Here is a 20,772-nt window from a genome sequence, read left to right as displayed (position 1 = left end):
GGACTCTATGGCGTGTATGGCCGGGACCTCGGGACGACTTGCCACGGGATCCCTTTCTTCTCGAACCACGAGGTGAATTCCGGAGGGATGGGGTTCTCGGAGATGATGCGGTAGTCGATGCCCCGATCCCGGGCTATAGCTAGCTTCTCCCCTTCGACCCCCTTGAATTTCTCCATACGTTTGGGATCGGCCAGCGTGTCCTCCCAGAACCTTCCGGACTTCGCCTCGTACCACGTGCCGCGGCCGGTGGTGCTGTCGATGAAAGCGCCGTCGAATTGCCGCTTCCCCTCCTTGAAGCCTCCGCCGCCCCCGAGTTGCTGTTGGAGGTCCGCTTCGTAAGCGTCGCCGGACTCCTGCGCCAGTCGGCCACCATTGGCCTTGTTGGTGCGATCGTAGGGCATCAGCCCGAGTGGGTCCGCGCAGATGTGCGGGTTGTGGACGTACGTCGCCGGGTTCGGGGCCGGGGGGAGGCCGAGGGGGTCTGGGGTGAGGTAGCGGGCTGTTTCGGGGTCGTAGTGGCGGTGGAGGTTGTAGTGGAGGCCGGTTTCCGGGTCGTGGTACTGGCCGGGGAAGCGGAGGGGGGTGTACGTGGTGCTGGTGGTGGGCCAGGTGGTGGTGCCCCAGAGGGTGGTGCGGGTGTGCCAGGCGAGGGTGCCGGTGTCGTCGACGAGTTCGGTCGGGGTGCCCAGGAGGTCGGTGGCCATGGCGAAGAAGCGTTCGTCCACCGCCTGTTGGTCGTGGAGGATGCGTTCCGTTTGGGCGAGGGGGTGGAGGCCCTGGTGGTCCCAGGTGAGGGCTACCGGGTGGGGGAGGGCGGGGGACGTCGTCGTCTGTTCGCAGAGGGTGGTGCCGTCCCAGGTGAAGTGGGTTTCCTCCCGTACGGTGTGGCCGTCTTCGGCCAGGCGCTGTTTCGCCGTGCGGCGGCCCAAGGGGTCGTAGCGGTAGCGCCAGCGGGTGCCGTCCGGGGTGGTGACGGCGGTGAGGCGGTCCTCCGGGTCCCATGTGTAGCGCCAGGTGTCCGGTTTCCTCGACAGGCGGTTCTTGCGGCGCAGCACCATGCGGCCGGCCGCGTCGTGGTCGTAGCGGACGCGGCCCGCGCGGGTGATGGTGGTGCCGGTGTACGCGCGCGGGCCGGTGGCCGTGGTGTCGGGGTGGTGGTTCGGCCAGCCGGCGTGGGTTTGGTTGCCCGCCGCGTCGTAGCTGTAGCGCTCGTGCCCGTTCTCGGCGGTGACGTCGGTGACCCGGCCGGTCGCGTCGAGGGTGAAGCGGGTAGCGCCGCGCAGGGTGTCGTGGAGGGCGGTGAGGTAGCCGTCGGGGCGGTAGGTGTACGTGCGGTGGTTGAGGGTGCGGCCGTCGGCGGTGAGGTGGTGGGTGGTCAGGCGGCCTGTGGTGTCCCATGCCGAGGTCAGGGACAGGGTGCCGGCCACGGTGCGGTGGGTTTCGCGGCCGGCGGCGTCGTGGGTGAAGGTGATCCGCCGGCCGCCGGTGGACAGTTCGCGGGCCCGGCCGGCCGCGTCGTAGGCGTACGTGGTGATGTGGCCGGTGGGTGTGGTGCGGCGGGTACGGCGGCCCGTGGCGTCGTACGCGTAGGTGGTGGCCCGGCCGTCGGACAGTTCGGTTGTCAGGCGGCCGCAGCGGTCGTACCGGCGCAGGAGTTCGCCGTCCGGGCCCGTGGCCCGCACCAGCCGGCCGGCCGGGTCGTAGGCGTAGGTGGTGAGCCGGCCTTCGGCGTCTTTGCGGGTCGGCCGGCCCAGCGCGTCGTAGGCGTAGCGGATCGACTCGCCGAGCGGGCTCACGCGGGCGGTGAGCTGCCCGGCCGCGTCGTGTGCGTAGCCGGTGGTGCGGCCGTCGAAGTCGGTCTCGGCGATGAGGCGGCCGGCCTCGTCGTAGGTGTAGGTCCAGGTCAGGCCTTGCGGGTTGGTCACCCGCGTGAGGCGTAACTGTGTGTCGTGGACGAACTCGTAGCGGGCGCCGTCCGGTTCGGTGCGGGCCGCGAGGAGGTCGAAGTGGGTGTACTCGAAGCGCGTGGTGTGGCCGGCGGCGTCCGTGTGACTGGTGCGGTTGCCCTCGCCGTCGTACGTCCACGACTCGCTCGTGCCGTCCGGTGCGGTGCGCCGGGCGAGGTCGCCGTCCGCCGTCCAGTGGAGCGTGGTGGTCGCCCCGAGGGGGTCGGTGATGCGCACCGGGCGGCCGAAGGCGTCGCGGTCGTAGCGTGTGGTGCCGCCGAGGGGGTCCGTCACCGCGAGCGGCAGCCCCGCGGCGTCGCAGCGGACGGTGGTGACCGCGCCGAGCGCGTCCGTGATGCCCGTCAGCCGGCCCGACGCGTCGTAGGCGTAGCGGGTGGTGTGACCGGCGGGGTCGGTGAGGGCGGTGCGGTTGCCGTGGGCGTCATATTCCTGGTGCCAGGTGGCGCCGTCGGGTTCGGTGAGACGGGTGATGCGGCCTGCCTCGTCGCGTTCGACGTGGGAGGCGCTGCCGTCGGGGCGGGTGACGGTGGTGAGGCGGCGGTGGTGGTCGTAGGTGTAGGTGGTGGTGTGGTTGAGGGGATCGGTGTGGGTGAGGAGGTTGCCGCGTCGGTCGTAGGTGAAGCGGGTGGTGTGGCCGAGGGGGTCGGTGGTGGCCAGGACGCGGCAGCCGTCGCCGATGAGGTGGCGGGTGGTGTGGCCGTCGGCCGTGGTCAGGGTGGTGACGCGGTGGCCGGTGGCGGGGTCCGGGTCGCCGTAGGCGAGGGTGACGGTGAGGTGGCCCGCCTCGCCGCCTTCCGCCACCGTCCGGTCGGACGCGTCGTAGGCGTAGGTGTAGCGGCTGCCGTTGGAGTCGGTCCAGGACGTGACGCGGTGGCGCTCGTCGTAGGTGAACGCGAGGGTGGCGCCGGACGGTTTGGTGACGGTCGTCAGGTCGCCGGCGTCGTAGCCGTAGCACATCAGGGTGCGGTCGCCGCCGTTCCCGTCCGCCCCGGCCAGGGCCAGGGCCGTGATCCGGCCTTCGGTGACGCTGACGGCGAGGTGCCGGCCCGCCGAGTGCACCAGGGCCAGCGGGGTGCCGTCGGCCGTGCGGTCGATGGTGATCCTGTTGCCGTTGAGGTCGGCGGTCTCGGCCAGCCACGCCACGCCGTCACCACCGGGCCGCGCGTCGGCCGGACCGGGGAAGTGCCGGACAAGGCCGGTGTCCGGGTCGGTGACCGCGTAGTCCCCGGCCGCGTCCCGCGCGAGCGTGCGGCGGCACGTTCCCGTCGGCGGCAGCGTCGGGACGCCCGGGACCGGGTGCGGGTAGGCGAGCAGCAGGCCGTCGGCGGTGACGTGGACGACGCCGGCCGCGTCGATCTCGAGGCGCTCGTCGACCGTCGACGACCAGGAAGGGCCGAAGAAGCGGCCGACCGTGTACCCCGACTCCACCCGGCGGGTGAACACCAGCGGCAGGTCCCCGTCCAGCACCACGTCCGTCTGCGGCAGGAACATCCGCCCCGAGGCCAGGTCGACGGGGTCCGTGCCCTGGGTGACGCGCTCACGGCCGGGCCGGCCGTGCGTACCCTCCGGCGTCTTCTCCAGCAGGCCGCGGGCGCGGCCGGCGTCGGCGGCCAGTTCCGCGCCCTCCTTCGCGACCCGCGCGGCCTTGACCCCGGCCCCCGCGCCGCCCGTGGCCGCGGTCAGGAGCACGTCCGGGGCAAGGCGCCCCAGGCCCTCCGAGGGGTCCTTCGCGAAGTCGGAGATCATCCGACCACCCGCGCCCCAGGGGTCGTTGGCGACCTGGAGGAGGCCGGTCGCGGTGCCGTTGAGACCGGTGAGGTACTCGGCCGGGTGCGTGACGTTGTACGGGTCCGTGGGGTTGACGCTGCGGACGAAGTTCAGCAGCCCCGCCGTGCCCTTGAGGACACCACCCTCGAAGTGGTCGACCATGACCGGCACTTCCCGCACCCCGTCCATGGCCTGCTCACCGTAGGACGGCTTCGGTGGGGCCGCGTCCCGCGCCGCCCGCACCGCGGCCCGCGCCGTCTCCGCCGCCGCGTTGCGCTGCCGCCGCGCCTCGGCCAGGATCTCCTGCGCCTCCTTCATCCGCGCCGCCCCCGGATCCGTGAACTCCCCCGGCTTCGGAGGCAGCGAGGCAGGGTCACGCCGGTCGGCGGGCTGGGCGTTATAGTGCTCGGCGGCCTTGTTGTACGCCGCCACCTTCTCCCGGTGCGCCTCCCGCGCCTCCTGCGACGCCTTCAAGCCGGCCTTCCACTTCTCCACCGCGGCCTGCGCCTGCCCCTGCGCCCACTCCACCGTCCCGGCGAACGAATCCAGAGCGCCGGCCGCCTTCTCGAAGGCGTCCGCGCCCTTGAACCACTTCGGCGGCTCCACCGACACCGACTCCCGGAACGCGTCCGCCGTCCTGCCCCGCAGGTGCGCGGAGTCCAGACCCCGCAGCCCCTTGCCGACGTCGTCGAACGCCGTGTGCATCCGCCGCAGGCGGGAGGCGGTGGCCCGGATCTTCGACGGGCTGCCGTAGACGAGCTTCGCCTTGTCCTCGGTCTGACCGAGATCCATCTCGTCGGTCTCGGCGCCCATCCGGTTCGCCAGCGAACGCGACCGCTCGCGCACCCAGTCCGCGCCCGAGTCCCAGCCCGCGTCCTCCAGCCGGTCCGCCGTCCAGTTCCCGACGTCCTCGACCCGGTCGCCCAGCCACTCGGTCCCCTCCTCGACCACGTCCTCGACGCAGTCGGGGGTGACGTCCTTGATGAAGTCCTTGAAGCCCACGGCTCAGCCGCCCCCGTTCCCGCCGTCGCCTTGTCGGGCTCGCTCCTCGGGGGACGGGCCGAACGCCTCGTCCACTCCACGGTCGAAGCTGTCCTGGTCGACGCCGAGCAGCTTGTTCAGCACCCGGGAACGCATGCCGCCGGTCCCTTCCGTCACCAGCGCCCGTCCGGTGTCCTTCCAATTCCGCGCGATGTCGTCACGTGCCTTGCCGAACGACGCACCGCTGTAGTCCGGATGCAGGAAGCCGGGCGTGGCCACGTCCCCCCAGCTCTTTTTGGTGATCTCCTCCTCCGAGGCGTGGGGATTGCCCACCACCGAGTTCAGCCCGACCTTCAACGCGCCCTCGATGTACCGGTCCTCCTCCCAGTGCTTGCCGGCCGCCAGACCCAGCCGCTCCGCGATGGCGTTGGCGTCCTGGACCAGCGCCCGCACACCCCAGTCCCACCGCTCGCAGAAGTCCTCGAAGTCCTTGGACAGGCCGTGGTGCCCGGCCTCCATCCCGGTCATCGACAGATCGGCCAGCCCCTTGCCGAGCACGGCCCCCGTACCGCCGCCGGCCCCCTTCAGCTCGCTCACCGCCGACCGCAGACCCCGGGTGATGCGCCCGACGTCCTCCGGATCGACCCTCAGGTCCGCCCCGCCCCCGCCCATCAACCCCCACCGCCCTCGCCCGTACCGCGCCGGGCGCTCGGAACGCTGGCGGACTCCGGCGCGGGCCCGCGCCGGGGGAGCGGGTCGTCGGTGACTACGTCGACGGCGACCGCGTCTACGGCGACCGCCTCAGGAACGATGCCGGTCACGGGCGGGAACAGCATCGCCCCCTCCGGATCGGCGATGTCGACGGCCACCCCCGCCGGGCACCCCATCAACGGGACGATCTCGTCCAGCAGCCGGGCGCCGCGCAGCGCCGCGTACTCCCACGGCCGGCTCCCGGCAAGCCCGGCCCCGGCGTCCCGTACCCCGGCCGCCCCCGCGTCCCGTACCCGGGCGAACCGGGCCAGGGCGGCCTCGTCCGTGAAACCGATGATCCACCGCACCCCGCCGAACGCCTGGGTCCACAGCCCGCCGGCCGTCATGGGCACCAGCACCACCGACCGCCGGAACTCGCCCACCAGGGCCTGTGGATCACCCGTCCCGGCCCGGCGTTCGGCGATCCGAGCCGCCAGAGCGTTCCCATCAGCCACCCTCAACACCCCCGTCACAAAAGCCCGTTGGCATGCGGTGTCTACCGTAGAACAGGACGCGTCCCGCGGACCGGTGGTTTCGCCGGACCCGCGGGCCACTCCCGGCCCGTCCGCTCCCGGGCCGCTCGCAGCAGCGGCCGGCAGGACGCTCGTATAGCCTGTTTCGGCAGGTCGGAGCCGTCGGCCGGGAAAGGGCAGGATGCAGGACGCGTATCGGACCGTGGCCCGTGAAGGGGTGCACGAGATCGAGATCAGCAGGTCGCGCTTCCTCTGCGCGCTCGCGCCCGCCGCCACGGAGGAGGAGGCGCAGGCGTTCATCGCGCGCGTCCGCAAGGAGCATCCGACGGCGCGGCACCACTGCTTCGCGTACGTCCTCGGGGCCGACGGGTCGGTGCAGAAGGCCAGTGACGACGGGGAGCCCGGGGGCACGGCCGGGGTGCCGATGCTGCAGATGCTGGTGCGCCGGGAGATGCGGTATGTCGTCGCGGTCGTCACCCGGTACTTCGGCGGGATCAAGCTCGGGGCGGGCGGGCTGATCCGCGCCTACGGGGGAGCGGTCGGCGAGGCGCTCGACGTGCTGGGGACGGTGACGCGCAGGCGGTACCGGCTCGCCACCGTCACCGTCGACCACCAGCGCGCCGGAAAGCTGGAGAACGAGCTGCGGGCGTCCGGGCGCACGGTGCGCGAGGTGTCGTACGGGGCGGGCGTGACGATCGGGATCGGGCTGCCGGACTCCGACGTGGACGCCTTCCGGGCCTGGCTCGCCGACGCCACGGCCGGGACGGCGGTGCTGGAGCTCGGGGCCGAGGCGTACGGGGAGGCGTAGCCGCCGTCGGGACGGGCCTCCTCGGACCCGCGGTCCCGTCACGTCAGGGCCGCCGCCGCGCCCACCCCCGCCGTGCCGACCGCCGCGCACACGAAGGGCCAGCGCACGTACACGTGTTTGCGCCAGGCGATCCGGCTCATGACGACCAGCTCGCGGCTCAGCGCGGGCAGCGGGTCCGCCTCCCGGAGGCGGTACTCCAGCGCGCCGGGCTCCCAGTGGCGCAGGTGCCCGAAGTAGACGAAGCGCTCCTCCGCGGGGCCCGGCACGTCCGCCCGCAGGCTCGGGGCGACGGCGAGGACCGCGCAGGCCAGGCCGACGACGAGGGCCGCGACCCCGGCCCACAGCAGCACCGCCACCAGCCCTCCCGCGTGGCCGAAACCCCGGCCCGCGCCCGCCGCCAGCCCCAGCACCAGCAGCGCCGTCGACTGCACGGTGAGCGCGAACGACGCCTTCGCGTCCGCCTTGCCCGTCCAGTCGGACAGCGCGGCGTGCAGTCTCCAGGCGGTGTCCTGGGGGGATTCCGGCACGGCCACCTCGCTCCTCTCACGACCCGACGATCGTCCCCCGGCGCCGGACGCCCCACGGGAGTCCCGCGGGAAGGTGACCGAAAGGCCGCGAAGACCGGCAACTTTTCGCCTGCGCGACAACTGACGTAGCGAGGACATGCCGGACCGCCTCGCCGACGGCGGGCCGTTCGCGGAGGACGGTGGTGAAACGGTCCGCCGGGAGGACCAGCGCGGTGACGTCCGTGAGGGCGACGAGGGACGCGGAGCGTGGCCGGCCGTCGAGGCCGCCCTGCTCGCCGAGGAGGTCGCCGGCGTTCCTGATCGCCAGGACGGCGGGGTAGCCGGCCTCGGTGCAGGAGAGCACCTTGACGCAGCCCCGGCGCAGCACCAGCAGGTACGAGGAGGTGTCGTTCTGCTGGAGAATGATGGATTTGGGCGGGAATTCCCGCATATGACCGATATGTAGCAGTGCCGCCCGGGCCGTCGCGTCGAGCAGCGACCAGAAATGCGCTTCCGTGTCCATGGGCACGCTTCCCATGTCTCTCATCTCCCGCCGCCGGAGCCGGAGTCCGGCCTCAGGTAACAGGAGACCCTTCCCGGCCCGCAAGAAGCGTGCTCCCACCTCCGGCCCCCGGACCCGCCGCCGGATGCGAGACTGTGGGGCGGCGTGGACCCCCGTGACTGCCGGGGCCGCGACAAGCGGCAGGAGCGAGGGGAGCCGAGGAGAGCATGGGGACGGGAGCCGACGCGTGAGACTGCTGCATACGTCCGACTGGCATCTGGGCCGCTCCTTCCACCGGGTCGGCCTCCTGGACGCCCAGCGCGCGTTCCTCGCGCACCTCGTGGACGCCGTGCGCGAGCACGCCGTGGACGCCGTGCTCGTCGCCGGCGACGTCTACGACCGGGCCGTGCCGCCGCTCGCCGCCGTCGAGCTGTTCGACGAGGCCCTGCACCGGCTCGCGGAGACCGGCGTGCCCGTCGTCATGATCTCCGGCAACCACGACTCCGCCCGCCGCCTCGGCGTCGGCGCCGGGCTCCTCGGCCGGGCCGGCGTCCACCTCCGCACCGACCCCGCCGGCTGCGGCACCCCCGTCGTCCTCTCCGACGCCCACGGCGACGTCGCCCTCTACGGCCTGCCCTACCTAGAACCCGCGCTCGTCCGCACCGCCCTCGACGCCCGGGGCGCCGGGCACGCCGCCGTACTGGAGGCGGCGATGGACCGGGTCCGCGCCGACCTCGCCGCCCGCCCGGCCGGGACGCGGTCCGTCGTCCTCGCCCACGCCTTCGTCGCGGGCGGCGCGGCCAGCGACAGCGAGCGCGACATCACCGTCGGCGGGGCCGCCGCCGTCCCGCCGGAGATCTTCGACGGCGTGGACTACGCCGCCCTCGGCCACCTCCACGGCTGCCAGACGATCACCGACCGCGTCCGATACTCCGGCTCGCCGCTCGCCTACTCCTTCTCCGAGGCGACCCACCGCAAGACCATGTGGCTGATCGACCTCGACGCCGACGGCACGGTGACCGGCGAGCGGATCGACTGCCCGGTGCCCCGGCCGCTCGCCCGGATCCGCGGCCGGCTGGACGAACTGCTGGACGACCCCGCCCTCGACCGGCACGAGGACGCCTGGGTCGAGGCCACCCTCACCGACCCCGTCCGCCCCAAGGACCCCATGGCCCGGCTGGCCGCCCGCTTCCCGCACGTCCTCAGCCTCGTCCTGGACCCCGACCGCGCCCCCGAGGACCCCCTCGCCTCCTACGCCCTCCGGCTGCGCGGCCGGACCGACCGGCAGATCGCCGAGGACTTCGTCGCCCACGTCCGGGGCGAGGGCCCCGACGCCGCCGAGCGCGCCCTGCTGACCGACGCCCTCGACACCGTCCGGGTCACCGCCGCCGAGGGAGAACGATGAGTCCGCGCCACTCCGGAACCGTGACCACCGGCCGGCACGTCCGCTCCGGCGAGCCCGCCGCCGAGGGGGAGCGATGAGACTGCACCGCCTGGAGATCACCGCGTTCGGCCCGTTCGCCGGCACCCAGCGCGTCGACTTCGACGAACTCTCCGCCGCCGGACTGTTCCTGCTGCACGGCCCCACCGGCGCCGGCAAGACCTCCGTCCTCGACGCCGTCTGCTACGCCCTCTACAACGGCGTCCCCGGCGCCCGCCAGAGCAGCGGCCCCGGACTGCGCAGCGACCACGCCGCGCCGGACACCCTCACCGAGGTCGTCCTCGAACTCACCGTCGCCGGCCGCCGGCTGGAGCTCACCCGGCGGCCCGAGCAGCCGCGCCCCAAGAAGCGCGGCAGCGGCTACACCCGCGAGAAGGCGTACAGCGCCCTGCGCGAGTTCCGCGACGGGCAGTGGCACGGCCTCAGCCGTTCCCACCAGGAGATCGGCGAGGAGATCAAGCAGCTCCTCGGGCTGGACAGGGAGCAGTTCTGCCAGGTCGTCCTGCTCCCGCAGGGCGACTTCGCCCGCTTCCTGCGCGCCGACGACACCGCTCGCGCCGGGCTGCTGGGCCGGCTCTTCGACACCGGCCGGTTCGGCGCCGCCGCGAAGCGCCTCGCCGAGCTGCGCGCGGCCGCCGAGACCCGGGTGCGCACCGGCGACGAGCGGCTGCTCGCGCTCGGCCACCGGATGCGGCAGGCCGCCGACGACCCGTCGCTGCCCGAGGTCGGCACCCCCTCGCCCGCCACCGCCGCCCCGGCCCGTGCCCGCGCCGGCGTTCCCGCCCCGCGAGCGGCCGAGCCGCCGCTCGCCGCCGGCGCCCCCGGGCTCGCCGCCGCCGTCCTGGAGTGGGCGGCCCTCGCCCGTACCACCGCCCGCGAGCGCCGCGCCGTCACCGCGGCCGCCGTCCGGGCCGCCGAGGACCTCCACACGCGCACGGCCGGACGCGCCGCCGAGGTCCGGGAACGGGCCCGGCTCCAGCGGCGGTACACCGAGGCGCGCCGCCGCGCCGACGAGCTCGCGGAGCGGCGCCCCGAACGCGACGCGCTCCGCGACCGGCTGGACCGGGCCCGCGAGGCCGCCGCCGTCGCCCCCGCCCTGGAACTCCGCGCCGAGGCCGAACGCCGGCACCGCGCGGCGGCCGAGGCCGAACGCCGCGCCCGCGCCCGGCTGCCCGAGGAGCACCGGGAGGCCGGCGCCGACCGGCTCGCCGCCCTCGACCGCGCCCACCGCGAGGAGCTCGGTTCGCTCACCGCCTCCCGCCGCGCCGAGGCCCGCGCCGCCGAGGTCACCGCCGAGATCGCCGCCCTCGAACGGCAGGCCCGCGCCGACGACGAGGCCCTCACCGACGACGCCGACTGGCTGGCCGGCTGGCCCGCCCTGCGCGAGCGGCACCAGCGCCGCCTCGACGCCGCCCACGAGGCCACCGCCCGCGCCGAACAGCTCGGCGCGCGCGTCACCCCCGCCGAGGAACGCCTCGCCGCCGCCCGCCGCCGCGACGAACTCGCCGTCCGGGCCGCGACGGCGGAACAGGCGGAGGCCGACGCCCGCGAGGAGGCCGCCCGCGCCCGCGAGCACTGGCTCGACACCAAGGAACGCCGGCTGCGCGGCATCGCCGCAGAACTGGCCGCCGGACTCGTCCCCGGCGACCCCTGCACCGTCTGCGGCGCCACCGAGCACCCCGCCCCCGCCCGCGCCGCCGCCGGCCACGTGGACCGCGCCGCAGAGCAGACCGCCGAGGCCGCCTACCGGCACGCCGAGACCGCCCGCGAGGAGGCCGCCCGCCGCCACGGCCCGCTCCGCGAGGCCCTGGCCGCCGCCCGCGCTGCCGCGGGTGAAGCGGCCACCGCCGAACTCACCGCCCTCGCCGACGCCGCCCGCCGCGCGTACGCCGAGGCGCGTACGGCCGCCGCCGACGCGTCCGCCGCCCGCACCGCCCTCGCCGAGGCCGAGCGCGAGTACGAACGCCGCCGCGACGCCCAGCAGGCGGCCCGGCTGCGGATCGCCGCCCGCACCTCCCACCGCGACGACCTCGAACGCGAACTGGAGGGACTGCACGAGGAGTTGACGCGGGCGCGGGCCGGCGAGGCGTCCGTCGCACGCCGTGCCGCGGCGCTGGAGGAGCGGGCCGGCCTGTTCGCCGCCGCCGCCGGGGCCGCCCGCGCCGCCGAGGAGGCGGCGACCGCCCTCAAGGCGGCCGACGACCGGCTCGCCGACGCCGCGTACCACGCCGGTTTCGCCACCCCCGCCCAGGCGGCCGAGGCCCTGCTCGGCGCCGCCGAACTCCGCGCCGCGCAGGTCCGGTTGGACGCCTGGCGGCAGGAGGAGGCCGCCGTCGCGGCGGCCCTGGCCGACGAGGAGACGGTCGCCGCCGCCGGCCTGCCGCCTGCCGACCCGCAGGCCGCAGACGCCGAACTCGCCGACGCCGTGGGGAGGTTGCGTGCCTCGTCCGACCGCGACGCGGAGGCCCGGCGCCGTTGCGATGCCCTCGACCGGCTCTCCGCCGAGGCCGCGGCCGACGTCCGGCGGCTCGCCCCGCTGCGCGAGGAGTACCACCGGATCGCCGGCCTCGCCGCGCTCGCCGCCGGCACGAGCGCCGACAACGAGCTGAAGATGAGCCTGGAGTCGTACGTCCTCGCCGCCCGTCTGGAACAGGTCGCCGCCGCCGCGACCGTCCGGCTCCAGCGGATGTCCGCCGGCCGCTACACCCTCGTCCACTCCGACGCCCGCGGCACCGGACGCGGCCGTTCCGGCCTGGGCCTGCACGTCGTCGACGCCTGGACCGGCAACGAACGCGACACCGCCACCCTGTCCGGCGGCGAGACCTTCTTCGCCTCCCTCGCCCTGGCCCTCGGCCTCGCGGACGTCGTGACGGAGGAGGCGGGCGGCACCCGCCTGGACACCCTCTTCATCGACGAGGGTTTCGGCAGCCTGGACGAGCAGACCCTCGACGAGGTCCTCGACGTCCTCGACTCGCTCCGCGAACGCGACCGCGCCGTCGGCATCGTCAGCCACGTCGCCGACCTGCGGCAGCGCGTCCCGGCACAGCTCCAGGTCGTCAAGGACCGCTCGGGCTCGGCGGTACGGCACCGAACGGGTGGGGACCGTCGGGCCGGCTGAACGCCCGCCGTTCCAGCGGCGACGAGTACACCACGCTCGTCGTCACCGACCCCAGCGCCCCGATCCGCCCCGCCACCTCCTCCAGGTGCCGCATGGACCGGGCGGCGACCTTGATGACGAAGCAGTCGTCCCCGGTGACGTGGTGCGCTTCCAGCGCCTCGGGGGTGGTGTCGAGGAGGTCGTGGAACGGCTTGTAGTTCCCGTTCGGATACCGCAGCCGGACGAACGCGAGCACCGGCATCCCCAGGCGCTCCGGCCGGACGACGGCGGTGTACCCCTCGATCACCCCCGCCTCCTCCAGCCGCCGGACGCGCTCGGTCACCGCGCTGGAGGACATGTTCACGATCCGGGCCAGCTCGGCGTATCCGACGCGTCCGTTCCGCTGGAGGGCGTCGAGTATGCGCCAGTCGGTGGCGTCCGGGGAATGATCGGTCATGGGCGGTGTCTAGCAGGGAAACACCCGGCAGATCAAGGGTTTCGCCGTGGAAGCGGACCCCGCGCTGTGTGTCCTCCGCGCGGCTCATGGGGTTCCGGCATGGACGCGACGGCGTTCCCTTCGGCGGGTGCCGCGCGGGCTGGTCGGCACCAATAGCCCGTCGGAATATCCGTGATGAAGGCGGCTTCTGCCGCCGGAGGCTCGTCGTGGTGCCCTTGGTGCCGCTCCGCGACCGCGCCGTTACGGTAGGGGATTCGGTGGTGGTGTGCCGGAAGGGCAGGGGAATCCGTGGCAAGAGACATGATCCGCCGGGGATCGAGCGTTCCCGGCCGACAGCAGCCCGCATAGATTTCCCCGCATGACGATCACCCCCTTCGCCGAACCCGCCGACTCCGCCGCCTACTTCTCCGCCCGCCTCGCCTTCCACACCGACGTCGCCGACGTCCACGCCGCCCTCACCGCCGGCGCCGCGGGCTTCGCCGTCGTCGACTCGCGCTCCACGGCGGCGTGGGACCAGGGGCACGTCCCCGGTGCCGTGCATCTGCCGACGGCCCAGATGCCCCGGCTGGCCGGTGAGTTCCTCGATCCGGCGCGGCCCGTCGTCGTGTACTGCTGGGGGCCCGGCTGCGACGGGGCCACGCGGGCGGCGCTCGCGCTCGCGACGCTCGGGTACCGGGTCAAGGAGATGCTCGGCGGCATCGAGTACTGGACGCGCGAGGGGTACGAGGTCGAGACCTGGGAGGGGACGCGCCGGTCGGCGCCCGACCCGCTGACCGCGCCGGTGGACGGCGCCGACTGCGGTTGCTGACCCCGCCGGGCCCGCCGGGCCTTGGCTCGACACCGACCCCGAGGTCACCGGCTACCCGCACCAGGCCGCCGAGCACACCCGACGCGCCCCGGCCCGGGCCCCGGTGGAACGCCGTCCCGGCGGCCGAGCATGCGTCCCCCTGCCCACACCCGTTCGTACGGCGCGGCCGGTGTGCGCGCGGGCGGCGCACGCCCCGCGCCGGGTGGTCAGCGAACGTCGCGAGTGGTCAGCGGACGTCCTCCTGCCCCGCCGCCACCGGAACCGACCGTCCGCGGCCCCCGGCCAGGGCCGTGAGCAGCGGTCCGGGGTCGGCGTCCTGCGGCAGGTCGCTCACCTGGCCGTCGCCGACCTCCACCACGCGCCACACGCCGTCCTCGCGGAGAGCCAAGTCCGTGGTGACGAAACGGCAGTCCAACGCGGCCACGCACGGCGCCACCGCGTCCAGCGCCGGGGCCGGCAGGCGCTCCGGGGTGTCCGGGTGGGCGGTCACCAGGGCCGGGCGGCCGTCCACCCACCACACCCGGGCCTCGCCCGCCGCCGTGAAGCGCTCGAAGGAGCGGAGGACGACGCCGCCCGCCAGGAACTCCCCCTGGAGCTCGACGAACCGGCCGACGACCGCTGCCAGCCGGTCCGTGTCGGCGCGGTCGGGCACGTAACACGCCTCGTCCCACTCGTGTTTGCGGGACTTCACGTAGTCCTTGACCACCACCGGACCGCCACCGCCGCCGAGCAGGGCCGCCCCCGCCGCCAGCCGCTCCCGGTCCGGCGCCCGCCCGGGCTCCGTCGGAAACCACACGGTGCGCGGTGTCACCGGGGCGAACGTCCGGTACCAGCCCGGCAGTTCGTGTGCCCGCCGGTAGTCCGCCGGCGGGGTCAGCGGCGTCACCCCGCGCCCGGCCAGGGCCTCCGCCAGTTCCGCGTACCGCGCGGCGGGGATCATCCAGCCCCGGTACCACGCCGGGCCCGGCTCGTGCGGCACGTCCGCGACCGCCCCCGCCGCGTCCCCCGCGAGCAGCGCGTCGTGGTCGATCCGCGCGACCCGCAGCCCCCGTTCGCCCGCCGCCCGCGCCTCGGCGGCGAAGTGCGGGTCCGTGCGGCGGGAGCAGAGCGGGTCGCGGCAGACGAGGAGGAGTGGAGTCATGTGCGGGACTCTACGGGGGTGTCAAGAGGGCCTCGCCTTCCCTGTGATCCGAGTCACTTGAGAGGGGGGTGTGCGGAGGTGTGGTCTTGGCGCGGGGCGGGAACGGGGTGGGTTTGCGCTGGTCGGCGCGGTGGCTGCCGACCGTCGGCCCGAATTGGTCTACTCCTCTGTGTGCTCAGCTGATCACGCCTCGTGAAAAAACTCGTCATGGGCATACGTGTTCGGGCGTACCCATTCGCAATCCTGCGAGGGAGGACAAACGTTCTCCGGCGCCCGGGACACCGGGGGTTGGGCGTCGCGCCGACTATCTCAAGGACTGCTCATGACTGTTCATGACGCGTTGGACTGGGCGGCCGTGGCCGCCGCCTTGCGAGTGCTCGTCCCGGACGTTCGTGTCCTCGCGCGGCGCATGCTCCGTACCGGCGTACGGATCGGCATCGCCGGTCTGTCGGACGGCATGGTGCGCACCGGTACCTGTACCCGCGCCCGCACCCGCGGCTCCGGCGACGGGCCGGCCCTGGTGCCGGTCCCGCGGGACGAGGAGGGCTGACCGTGACCATCCTGCCGTCACCCGACGAGGCCGACGGAGCCGGCGCGGCGCAGCCCCTCCTCCCGCACGACCTCTCCAGGGAACTCGACGCGCTGCGGGGCGTGCAGTACCGGATGCCGCCGGATCTGGAGGGCTTCTACGACCTCTACGCCCGCGCGCACCTGCGCTACGCCCACACGTTGCTCGGAGACGAGGACGCCGCCAGGACCGTCGTCCGCCGGGTCTACGTCCACCTGGCGCTCAACTGGGTCATGGTGCTGAAAGAGGAGAGCCCCGCGGCGTACGCCTTCTCCTACCTGAAGCAGTGCGTGGAGACCCATCTGCGGCTGACGGGCAGCGTGTCGCAGAACCTGCGCACCGAGGGTCTGCGGCAGGCGGCCCGCGCCACGCTGGAGGCCATGCGCAGGCAGTTGCGGGTGATGGACTCCTCCCTGGGCCTCTTCACCGCCATAGCGTCGCTGCCTCCCCGGCAGTACGACGTCATCGTGCTGCGCTACGTCCTGGGTTACCCCTGCTCCCACATCGCTTACGTCATGGGCATCAAGGCGGACACCGTCCGTACCCACCGCCGGCTGGCGAAAGAGCGCATCGCCACCAAACTCGGCCTCTCCACCCCGCCGGCCGCCGACGAACAAGAACTAGAAGAGGAGTGACGCCGTGCCGCGCAGCATCGACGATTTCCTGGCCGGAGCCGCCCTGCCCGACCCGTTCTCCGACAGGGACCTCGCCGACCTGAAACACGAGGTCGTCCGCGACGTCACCGAAAGCCTGATGTTCGGCGCCGTTCCCGCGCCCGTCGGGGAGTTCCCGACGTCCCACGGCGTGGCGCAGAAGCGACTGCGCGCGCTGGCCGCCTCGTTGCTGCACCGCGACGAGGTCGGCGACCGGCTGCACAGGCTGTGTGACGAGGGCATCGACCCCGAGGGAGCCCTCGACTTCGGATGTCTGCTGAGCCTCGCGGGGGAGCCCGCCTGCGCCCAGTTCTGGTGGCAGTTCTCCGCCGGGGTCGGCAATGCGCTCGCCGCCTACTGCCTGCACCTGTTCCACCTGGGCCGTGGGGACCTGCGCCACGCCGACCACTGGTTCCACCAGGCCATCACGCTCACCGACCACCGCTCCAGCCTCATCGCCGAGGGCGTCACCGCCCCGCAGCCGAACGTCCCCAACGACGCCCTGCGGGCGGCCGTCGGCCGGCTGAAGGCCGACGACGTCGAGGAGTTCGGCCTGGGGCGGGTGCTGCACCCCGATCCCCGGCTCGCCGACCAGATCGGGGAACTCGCCGACGTCCTCTGAGCGCGGAGGGCGGCCGGGCCCGCACCGGCCCGGCCGCCCCCTCCCGCTCACCGCCCGTCAGAGCGCCGACAGCTCCGCCACCAGGTCGTCCAGCCCCAGCGAGCCCTGCGACAGCGCCGCCATGTGCCACGCCTTCGCGTCGAACGCGTCACCGTGCCGCTTCCGGGCCGCCTCGCGGCCCAGCAGCCAGGCGCGCTCGCCGAGCTTGTAGCCGATGGCCTGGCCCGGCATGCCCAGGTAGCGGACGAGTTCGCTCTCCACGTAGTCCGCCGGGCGGCTGCTGTGCAGGCCGAAGAACTCCTGGGCCAGCTCCGGCGTCCAGCGCTCGCCGGGGTGGTACGGGGAGTCGGCCGGGATCTCCAGCTCCAGGTGCATGCCGATGTCGACGATGACGCGGGCGGCGCGCATCATCTGGGCGTCGAGGTAGCCCAGCCGCCGCTCGGCGTCGGTGAGGAAGCCCAGTTCGTCCATCAGCCGCTCCGCGTACAGCGCCCAGCCCTCGGCGTTGGCGCTGACCTGGCCCAGGGTGACCTGGTAGCGGGAGAGGCGGTCGGCCACGTGCGTCCACTGGGCGAGCTGGAGGTGATGGCCCGGCACACCCTCGTGGTACCAGGTGGACACCAGGTCGTACACCGGGAAGCGGGTCAGGCCCATGGTCGGCAGCCAGGTCCGGCCGGGGCGGGAGAAGTCCTCCGACGGGGCCGTGTAGTACGGGGCCGCCGCGCCACCGGGCGGGGCGATCCGCGACTCGACGCGCTTGACCCGCTCGGCCAGGTCGAAGTGGGTGCCGTCCAGCGCCTCGATGGCCTCGTCCATCACGCCCTGGAGCCACTCCCTGACCTCCTCCACCCCCTCGATGTGGGTGCCGTGCTCGTCGAGGTGGGCCAGCGCCTCCCAGGGCGTCCGCGCCCCCGGCAGGATCTTCTCGGCCTCGGTCCGCATCTCCGCCAGCAGGCGGTGGAACTCCGACCAGCCGTACGCGTACGCCTCGTCCAGGTCCAGATCGGTGCCGTTCCAGTAGCGCGCCCAGCGGGCGTAGCGCTCGCGGCCCACCACGTCCGGGGCGCCCTCGACGGCGGGGGCGTAGACGTCCCGCAGCCAGTCGCGGACCTCGGCGAGGGCGCCCGTCGCGGCCTCCGCCGCGCCGTCCAGCTCCGCCCGCAGCTCCTCGGGGCCGGGGGCCGTGAAGTCGCCGAACCAGCCCTTGCCGTCCGTGCCGATCCACTCGGCCAGCTGCTCCAGCACCGTGGCCACCTGCCGCGGACCGCCCGGCAGCCCGCGCTTCAACCCCTCGGCCAGCGACGCCCGGTAGCCCTCCAGCGCGGCCGGTACGGCCCGCAGCCGGGCCGCGACCGCCGACCAGTCGTCGGCGCTCTCCACCGGCATCAGCGTGAAGACCTCGCGCACCGAGTGCAGCGGCGAGTGGATGTTGCTCACGGCGCGCAGCGGCTCGCCCGCGTCGTGCACCGCGAGTTCGGCGGTCAGCCGCTCGCGCAGCAGCCGGGCGCAGCGCCGCTCGGCGGCGTCGTCCGCGCCGGGCAGCCGCTCGGCCTCCGCCAGCCGGTCCAGCGTCTCCCGCGCCAACGCGGCCACGGCTTCCTGCCCCTCGGGCGAGAAGTCGGGCAGCCGGCGGGCGCTGGACGCCACGCCGAGGTAAGTACCGGTGATCGGGTCGAGCTCGAGGTACGCGTCGACATAGGCGTCGGCGACCTGGCGGGGCAGCTGAGTGCTGGTGGTGTTCGGCATGCGCCCATCCTCGTACGGCCGGGGCCGCCGCGTCACGCGGGATTCGCCGGGACCGGGATCCGCGGCGGGTGCCCGGATCCGCGGTGGGTCACGGCCGGCAGCCCGGATCCGCGGCAGCCGTCCGGGGTTCACGGCCGCCGGCCGGGATGCGTGGCCGTCCGGCGGGTCCACCACCGTCCGGGGCCTTCACGGCGATCCGGCGGGTCGCACGGCCGTCCGGCCGGCCAGGCGCGGGACGGCGGCCGGCGTGACGCGGGCGGTGATCACCAGCGTGCCCTCCTCGACCTGGTAGTCCAGCGGCAGGCCCAGCCCGCGCATCGCCGCCACCATCCCGGTGTTGGACGCCCGGGTGACCGCGTAGACGCTCTCGCAGCCCGCCTCGGCCGCCATCACCACCAGCCGGCGCAGCAGTTCGGCGCCGACGCCGCGCCGCTGCCACGCGTCCTCGACGAGCAGCGCCACCTCGGTCTCCTCGCCGTCCCACAGCAGATGGCCGAGGGCGACCAGCCGGCCGGACGGCTCGTACGCGGCGAGCGTCCGGCCGAACCGCGGGCCGAGCAGGTGGCCGAGGTAGCGGTCGGCGGCGGCGACGTCCCGGACCGGACCGTGGTAGCGCAGGGCGAGCGTCGCGGGGGAGCAGCGCTCGTGCATCGCCTTGGCCGCCGCCAGGTCGCCGGTGTCCGCCCTGCGGACCGTCACCTCGTCGCCGGCGGGCAGCGTCAGCACGTCGTCGCGGCGCGGGAACCGCGGGCCCAGCCGCGCGTCCAGCTCGACGAGCGCCCGGGCGCGGGCGAACTCCGCCGGGGTGAACGGGAGATGGGGCCGCTCGATGGTGATCGTGCCGCCGGAGGGGTCGCGCAGCCGCAGGACGGTGTCCCGCCACTCACCCTCGGCCGGGGCCCCCGCCGCGTCCGTTGGTGTCGAGCGGATCGCGCACCGGCCGAGCAGCCGGCGCAGTGCGAGCGGCAGTTCGGCGGAGTCGAGGGCGGTGCGGGTGGCGAGGTCCAGCACCCGGGTGGGGGCGTCCACCAGGTCGTGGGCGTCGGCCCGTTCCAGCCAGGTCTCCCGGCCGCCGCCCGCCTCGGCGGCCAGGGCCAGCGCGTCGGCCGTGAGCCCGCCCGGCGCGCGCAGCAGCAACTCGTCGACCGTCCCCTCGGCCAGCGGGTGCGTCTGGAGGGCGAGGATGTCGACGCCCCGGCCGGCCAGGGCCAGGCAGAGGGCCGCCAGACTACCCGGGGCGTCGCGGACGGTGGTGCGCATCCGCCACAGCGTGCTGCCGACGGTCTCCTCGGGGAGGCTGGGGGCGGGAGCCTCGGACCGCGCCCGGCGCCGCCGGTGCCACCAGGTGTGGAACCCGGCCGTGGCCAGCAGCGCGGCGGCCGACCCGGCCAGCAGGGCCGGCCCGTCGGGACCGTGCGCCACGGTGTCGGCCACACAGTCGGCGGCGGCCACGGCGGTGAACAGGGCGGCGACTTCCGCCAGGTCACGCCGCCAGTGGTGCGCGCGGCCGGGGGCGTCCGTGGAGGTCGCGTCGGTGTCGGTCATGGTGTCCACCCTGACGAAGCGGTGTTGCCCGATCACGAACACCTCGTGTCCTCCGGGTAAAGGACGCCCGCGGCACGTTACGGACGTGGTCGCTCCGTCGGGCCCCGGCGGCCGCTCCCACCTGCGATGACGGGCCCCGCCCCGGGGGCCGTCCCAGGTCGGCGGCCGGGCCCTGTGGCGTGGATACTGGCGGGCATGCGCGTTGACATCGACATCGAAGCCGCCGGCCGGACCGCCGTCTACCGGCTCCTCACCTCGGTGGTCGTGCCCCGGCCGATCGCCTGGGTGTCCACGGTCTCCGAGGACGGGACGACGGCCAACCTCGCCCCCCACTCGTTCTTCACCATCGCCTGCGTGGAACCGCCGATCGTGCAGTTCACCTCGGTCGGCCGTAAGGACACCCTGCGCAACGTCGAGGCGACCGGCGAGTTCGTCGTCAGCCTCGCCCCCGAGGGGCTCGAACGGCAGATCAACGAGACCGGAGCCGACTTCCCGCCGGGCGTCGACGAGTTCGACGCCGTCGGCCTCGCCAAGGAGCCCTCGCTCATGGTGAAGGCGCCCCGGGTCGCGGACTCGCCCGTCGCCCTCGAATGCCGGCTGCACGGCACGCTCCGCCTCGGCGACTCCACGATCGTCCTCGGCCGGGTGGTGCACGCCGTCGTCGCCGAGTCCGTCCTGGACGGCGACCACCCGGAGATCACGCGCATGCGCCCGCTCAGCCGGCTCGGGAGGGACGAGTGGGGGACGGTCGGCGGGGTCCGCTCCATCCCGCGCGTCGCGTACGCGGACTGGAAGGCCGACGGCGCGAACTGACGCGCTCTAGAGGATCGCTCGCCGCGCCTGGAGGATCGCTCGCCGCGCCTGGAGGGCCGCTCGCCGCGAGGCGCCCGGGCCACTCGCCTGGGCCGACCTCCCGGGCGGCCTTCCGGCGGCCCTTGCG

17 protein-coding genes are annotated in these 20,772 nt (G+C 74.5%); 8 read left to right on the top strand and 9 right to left on the bottom strand.

All coding sequences use genetic code 11. From position 1 onward, the window contains the following. Window positions 1-5: 5 nt before the first annotated feature. Genes K7I03_RS02385 through K7I03_RS02375 form a run of 3 tightly spaced genes read right to left on the bottom strand, consistent with a single transcriptional unit; the run spans window position 6 to window position 5,920 of the window. Complete coding sequence (locus tag K7I03_RS02385) at window positions 6-4,736, bottom strand: putative T7SS-secreted protein (protein WP_185942901.1); 4,731 nt, start codon at window positions 4,734-4,736, stop codon at window positions 6-8. Between the two features lie 3 nt (window positions 4,737-4,739). Beyond that, entirely contained in the window at window positions 4,740-5,387 is a 648-nt protein-coding gene (locus K7I03_RS02380) for a hypothetical protein (RefSeq protein WP_185942902.1), read from the bottom strand. Continuing rightward, window positions 5,387-5,920: a hypothetical protein gene (locus K7I03_RS02375; protein WP_224346826.1), complete on the bottom strand. Its 534-nt coding sequence runs from the start codon at window positions 5,918-5,920 to the stop codon at window positions 5,387-5,389. The genes K7I03_RS02380 and K7I03_RS02375 overlap by 1 nt, the downstream gene beginning before the upstream one ends. A 199-nt stretch (window positions 5,921-6,119) precedes the next feature. Here K7I03_RS02375 and K7I03_RS02370 point away from each other — a divergent pair, with 199 nt between their 5' ends. Further along, window positions 6,120-6,746, top strand: coding sequence for a YigZ family protein (locus K7I03_RS02370; RefSeq protein ID WP_185942903.1), 627 nt, complete (start codon window positions 6,120-6,122; stop codon window positions 6,744-6,746). A gap of 38 nt (window positions 6,747-6,784) precedes the next feature. On the opposite strand, the gene K7I03_RS02365 is transcribed toward K7I03_RS02370, so the two are convergent. Together K7I03_RS02365 and K7I03_RS02360 are read right to left on the bottom strand one after the other, a co-directional pair. Next, on the bottom strand, window positions 6,785-7,273 hold the full coding sequence (locus tag K7I03_RS02365) for a Pycsar system effector family protein (protein ID WP_185942904.1): 489 nt from the start codon (window positions 7,271-7,273) through the stop codon (window positions 6,785-6,787). Window positions 7,274-7,289: 16 nt separating this feature from the next. Then, window positions 7,290-7,790, bottom strand: a complete 501-nt coding sequence (locus K7I03_RS02360) for a Crp/Fnr family transcriptional regulator (RefSeq protein ID WP_224346825.1) — start codon at window positions 7,788-7,790, stop codon at window positions 7,290-7,292. 211 nt (window positions 7,791-8,001) lie between these two features. On the opposite strand from K7I03_RS02360, the gene K7I03_RS02355 reads away from it, so the two are divergent. Then, window positions 8,002-9,159: an exonuclease SbcCD subunit D gene (locus tag K7I03_RS02355; RefSeq protein WP_185942905.1), complete on the top strand. Its 1,158-nt coding sequence runs from the start codon at window positions 8,002-8,004 to the stop codon at window positions 9,157-9,159. A 73-nt stretch (window positions 9,160-9,232) separates the two neighbouring features. Then, window positions 9,233-12,313, top strand: a complete 3,081-nt coding sequence (locus K7I03_RS02350) for an AAA family ATPase (protein ID WP_224346824.1) — start codon at window positions 9,233-9,235, stop codon at window positions 12,311-12,313. Here the strand turns inward: K7I03_RS02350 and K7I03_RS02345 are convergent. After that, the gene (locus K7I03_RS02345; protein WP_185942907.1) at window positions 12,252-12,749 is read right to left on the bottom strand and encodes an Lrp/AsnC family transcriptional regulator; all 498 of its coding nucleotides are present in this window, start codon (window positions 12,747-12,749) and stop codon (window positions 12,252-12,254) included. The genes K7I03_RS02350 and K7I03_RS02345 overlap by 62 nt on opposite strands. Before the next feature lie 358 nt (window positions 12,750-13,107). Here K7I03_RS02345 and K7I03_RS02340 point away from each other — a divergent pair, with 358 nt between their 5' ends. Continuing rightward, window positions 13,108-13,557 (top strand): rhodanese-like domain-containing protein, encoded by a 450-nt coding sequence (locus K7I03_RS02340; RefSeq protein WP_185942908.1) that lies wholly within the window; start codon window positions 13,108-13,110, stop codon window positions 13,555-13,557. A gap of 226 nt (window positions 13,558-13,783) precedes the next feature. Here K7I03_RS02340 and K7I03_RS02335 read toward each other — a convergent pair whose 3' ends face one another. Next, entirely contained in the window at window positions 13,784-14,698 is a 915-nt protein-coding gene (locus K7I03_RS02335; RefSeq protein ID WP_185942909.1) for an ATP-grasp domain-containing protein, read from the bottom strand. A 322-nt stretch (window positions 14,699-15,020) separates the two neighbouring features. Between K7I03_RS02335 and K7I03_RS02330 the strand changes: the two genes are divergently transcribed. From K7I03_RS02330 to K7I03_RS02320, 3 genes are read left to right on the top strand one after another with little or no spacing between them, the layout of a single operon-like run. After that, window positions 15,021-15,248: a hypothetical protein gene (locus K7I03_RS02330; RefSeq protein ID WP_185942910.1), complete on the top strand. Its 228-nt coding sequence runs from the start codon at window positions 15,021-15,023 to the stop codon at window positions 15,246-15,248. Between the two features lie 2 nt (window positions 15,249-15,250). Beyond that, window positions 15,251-15,901 carry an RNA polymerase sigma factor gene (locus K7I03_RS02325; protein ID WP_185942911.1) on the top strand — a complete coding sequence of 217 codons (651 nt, stop codon included), beginning with the start codon at window positions 15,251-15,253 and terminating at the stop codon, window positions 15,899-15,901. 4 nt (window positions 15,902-15,905) lie between these two features. Continuing rightward, the gene (locus tag K7I03_RS02320; protein WP_185942912.1) at window positions 15,906-16,541 is read left to right on the top strand and encodes a hypothetical protein; all 636 of its coding nucleotides are present in this window, start codon (window positions 15,906-15,908) and stop codon (window positions 16,539-16,541) included. Between the two features lie 57 nt (window positions 16,542-16,598). Here K7I03_RS02320 and K7I03_RS02315 read toward each other — a convergent pair whose 3' ends face one another. Further along, the gene (locus K7I03_RS02315; protein ID WP_185942913.1) at window positions 16,599-18,287 is read right to left on the bottom strand and encodes a DUF885 domain-containing protein; all 1,689 of its coding nucleotides are present in this window, start codon (window positions 18,285-18,287) and stop codon (window positions 16,599-16,601) included. A 186-nt stretch (window positions 18,288-18,473) separates the two neighbouring features. Beyond that, window positions 18,474-19,832: a GNAT family N-acetyltransferase gene (locus K7I03_RS02310; RefSeq protein ID WP_185942914.1), complete on the bottom strand. Its 1,359-nt coding sequence runs from the start codon at window positions 19,830-19,832 to the stop codon at window positions 18,474-18,476. 195 nt (window positions 19,833-20,027) lie between these two features. On the opposite strand from K7I03_RS02310, the gene K7I03_RS02305 reads away from it, so the two are divergent. After that, entirely contained in the window at window positions 20,028-20,645 is a 618-nt protein-coding gene (locus K7I03_RS02305) for a flavin reductase family protein (RefSeq protein ID WP_185942915.1), read from the top strand. Window positions 20,646-20,772: the final 127 nt, after the last annotated feature.

The sequence above is a fragment of the Streptomyces mobaraensis genome (assembly GCF_020099395.1).
In the GTDB taxonomy this organism is placed as follows: domain Bacteria; phylum Actinomycetota; class Actinomycetes; order Streptomycetales; family Streptomycetaceae; genus Streptomyces.
The sequence above is the reverse complement of the archived record's forward strand: the minus strand, read 5'-3'. Positions and strand labels throughout refer to the sequence as shown.

Bases quoted from the DNA above. Each gene is read 5' to 3' on its own strand.
- K7I03_RS02380 (WP_185942902.1), bottom strand. From the start codon at position 5,387: ATGGGCGGGGGCGGGGCGGACCTGAGGGTCGATCCGGAGGACGTCGGG.
- K7I03_RS02360 (WP_224346825.1), bottom strand. From the start codon at position 7,790: ATGGGAAGCGTGCCCATGGACACGGAAGCGCATTTCTGGTCGCTGCTC.
- K7I03_RS02345 (WP_185942907.1), bottom strand. From the start codon at position 12,749: ATGACCGATCATTCCCCGGACGCCACCGACTGGCGCATACTCGACGCC.
- K7I03_RS02305 (WP_185942915.1), top strand. From the start codon at position 20,028: ATGCGCGTTGACATCGACATCGAAGCCGCCGGCCGGACCGCCGTCTAC.
- K7I03_RS02340 (WP_185942908.1), top strand. From the start codon at position 13,108: ATGACGATCACCCCCTTCGCCGAACCCGCCGACTCCGCCGCCTACTTC.
- K7I03_RS02370 (WP_185942903.1), top strand. From the start codon at position 6,120: ATGCAGGACGCGTATCGGACCGTGGCCCGTGAAGGGGTGCACGAGATC.
- K7I03_RS02315 (WP_185942913.1), bottom strand. From the start codon at position 18,287: ATGCCGAACACCACCAGCACTCAGCTGCCCCGCCAGGTCGCCGACGCC.
- K7I03_RS02310 (WP_185942914.1), bottom strand. From the start codon at position 19,832: ATGACCGACACCGACGCGACCTCCACGGACGCCCCCGGCCGCGCGCAC.
- K7I03_RS02330 (WP_185942910.1), top strand. From the start codon at position 15,021: ATGACTGTTCATGACGCGTTGGACTGGGCGGCCGTGGCCGCCGCCTTG.
- K7I03_RS02350 (WP_224346824.1), top strand. From the start codon at position 9,233: ATGAGACTGCACCGCCTGGAGATCACCGCGTTCGGCCCGTTCGCCGGC.
- K7I03_RS02335 (WP_185942909.1), bottom strand. From the start codon at position 14,698: ATGACTCCACTCCTCCTCGTCTGCCGCGACCCGCTCTGCTCCCGCCGC.